Genomic DNA, 2,789 nt, shown 5'->3' with positions numbered 1-2,789 from the left:
TCACACTCCGCCAACCGACCCGCAAACACCGGCGAAGAATCCAACAACTCCACCGCCATCCCCACCCACTGCGACCCCTGACCCGGGAAGACGAAAACTGCTCCTGGCCCGGGGGCAGGGGGGACGGAGCCGGTGGCGGTAGAGGGGTGGGGGGCGCCCTCGGCCACGGCGTGCAGGTCCGCGAGCAGCGCGGCAGGGTCGTCGCCGATGAGCACTGCCCGGTGTTCCAGTGCCGCACGAGTCGTGAGCAGGGAATGCGCCACGTCGTACGGTGTGGCATCGGGGAGGGAACCGAGATGGGCAGCGAGCGCAGCTGCCTGGGCACACAGTGCGTCCGGGGTCCGGCCGTGCACCACCCATGGCACGACCGCCCGCACAGCGGCACCGTCCTCCGCTTCCTCGCCGGCCCCGACCCGCTCCTCGTCGTCGGCCGGCTCGTACGGGATGTCCCCCGGTGGCTCTTCCACGATCACGTGCGCATTGGTGCCGCTGATGCCGAACGACGAGACACCGGCCCGGCGCACCTGCCCGTTCTCCTCCCACGGCTGGGCCTCGGTGAGCAGCCGTACGGTGCCCCCCGACCAGTCCACATGGGATGACGGTGCGTCAAGGTGCAGTGTCTCCGGCAGCACACCATGCCGCAGGGCGAGCACCATCTTGATGATCCCGGCGACACCCGCCGCAGCCTGGGTGTGCCCGATGTTGGACTTCAGCGAACCGAGCCACAGCGGCCGGTCCTCGTCGCGGTCTCTGCCATAGGTGGCGAGCAGCGCCTGTGCCTCGATGGGGTCGCCAAGCGCCGTCCCGGTGCCGTGTGCCTCGACGGCGTCGACGTCGGACGGCTGCAGTCCGGCAGTGGTGAGCGCGGCGCGGATCACCCGCTCCTGCGACGGACCGTTGGGGGCGCTGAGGCCGTTGGAGGCCCCGTCCTGGTTGGTGGCGGTGCCGCGGATGAGTGCCAGTACCGGGTGGCCGTTGCGCCGGGCCTCCGACAGGCGTTCCAGAAGCAGGATCCCGGCGCCCTCGCCCCAGGCCGTTCCGTCAGCGGCAGCGGCGAAGGGCTTGCACCGTCCGTCCGGCGCAAGTCCCCGCTGCCGGCTGAACTCCACAAACATGCCGGGGGTGGACATCACTGTGGCCCCACCGGCGAGCGCGAGTGTGCACTCTCCCGTGCGCAGCGCCTGTGCCGCGAGATGCAGCGCCACCAGGGATGAGGAGCACGCCGTGTCCACGGTAATGGCCGGCCCTTCGAGACCGAGTGTGTAGGCGATGCGTCCGGAGGCCACGCTCGTGGTCGTTCCGGTCAGAACATGGCCCTCGACTTGGTGGCCCGCCTGATGCAGACGGGGGCCGTACTCCGGTGCCATGGCACCGACGAAGACACCGGTGCGGCTGCCGCCCACCCCTGCCGGGTCGATGCCGGCCCGTTCCAGCGCCTCCCAGGAGGTCTCCAGCAGAAGCCGCTGCTGCGGGTCCATGGCCAGGGCCTCGCGCGGGGAGATCCCGAAGAACCCGGCGTCGAAGGATGCGGCGTCGAGGAAGCCGCCCTCACGTACGTAACTGGTGCCCGAACGTTCGGGGTCGGGGTCGTACAGCCCGTCGGTGTCCCAGCCGCGGTCGGTGGGGAACGGCGTCACCGCGTCCACCCGGTCCCGCAGGATCTGCCACAGCTCTTCGGGAGACCCGACGCCACCGGGGTAGCGGCAGGCCATCGCGACGATGGCAATCGGCTCATCGGGGTCGATGACCGGGCGGTGAGCCGGCTCGATGGCGTCGGTACCGCCCAGGAGTTCGGCGTCGATATACCGGGCCAGTCGAGCGGGCGAGGGATGGCTGTACAACGCCGTGGACGGCAGTCGTACCGTGAGTACGCGGTTCAGCCGGTTGCGCAACTCCACGGAGGTGACCGAGTCAAAGCCCAGGTCCTTGAACGTCCAGCCGACCTGGAGCGCGGAGGGCTCCCGATGGCCCAGCACCGCGGCAGCGTGGTCCCGTACGAGTGCGAGTGTCGGTCGCTGCGGTCCCGGGCTGCCGGTCCTGATGGCAGCGGGCCGGTCCGGCTCGTCGGCTGCGGTGGGGAGGGGGTGCTCAGCGGCGTTCGGGCCCGATGGCGCCGCAGTGTTCGTTATCCAGTGCCGCTCGCGTTGGAAGGCGTAGGTGGGCAGGTCCACGACCTTGGGGTGATGTGCGGCGAAGGCCGGGGACCAGTCGATGTCCACACCGTGCACATACAGCTCAGCCAGCGAGGCGTAGACCCGGGCGAGGCCACCCTCGCCACGACGCAGCGTGCCCGCCACCACCCCCTCAGCGCCTGCGGCCTCAACGGTCTCCTGCAGCGGCATCGTCAGGACGGGGTGCGGGCTGACCTCCACGAACGCCCGATGACCGGCGGCTGCGAGGGCTTGGACAGCAGGAGCGAACTCCACAGTGCCCCGCAGATTCGCGTACCAGTAGTCGGCATCCATCTGAGCCGTGTCCAGCCACTCCCCCGTCACCGTCGAAAAGAACGGCACCTCGGATGTGCTGGGCACCACCGGCGCCAAAACCTCCAGCAACTCCCCACGGATCGCCTCCACATGAGCCGAATGCGAGGCGTAATCCACGTCAATGCGACGCGCACGCACCTCGCGCTCGCGGCACACCTCCATCAGCTCATCGAGCGCGTCCGCATCACCGGAGACCACCACGGACGTCGGGCCATTGACCGCCGCAACCGAAATGCGACCGCCCCACGGCTCGACAAGGTCCGGGACCTCGGACGACGGCAGGGCCACCGACACCATCCCACC

General features: G+C 70.0%; 1 protein-coding gene. It reads right to left on the bottom strand.

What is annotated here, in order from left to right; translation table 11 throughout:
- Positions 1–2,789: beta-ketoacyl synthase N-terminal-like domain-containing protein (locus tag AB0C46_RS40640; RefSeq protein WP_362834168.1), on the bottom strand; the 2,789-nt coding region annotated here is incomplete at both ends.

It is taken from the genome of Streptomyces sp. NPDC048637, from assembly GCF_040650675.1.
Classification (GTDB): Bacteria; Actinomycetota; Actinomycetes; order Streptomycetales; family Streptomycetaceae; genus Streptomyces.
Note: the sequence above shows the minus strand (reverse complement) of the source record. Positions and strands in the feature narration are given on the sequence as shown.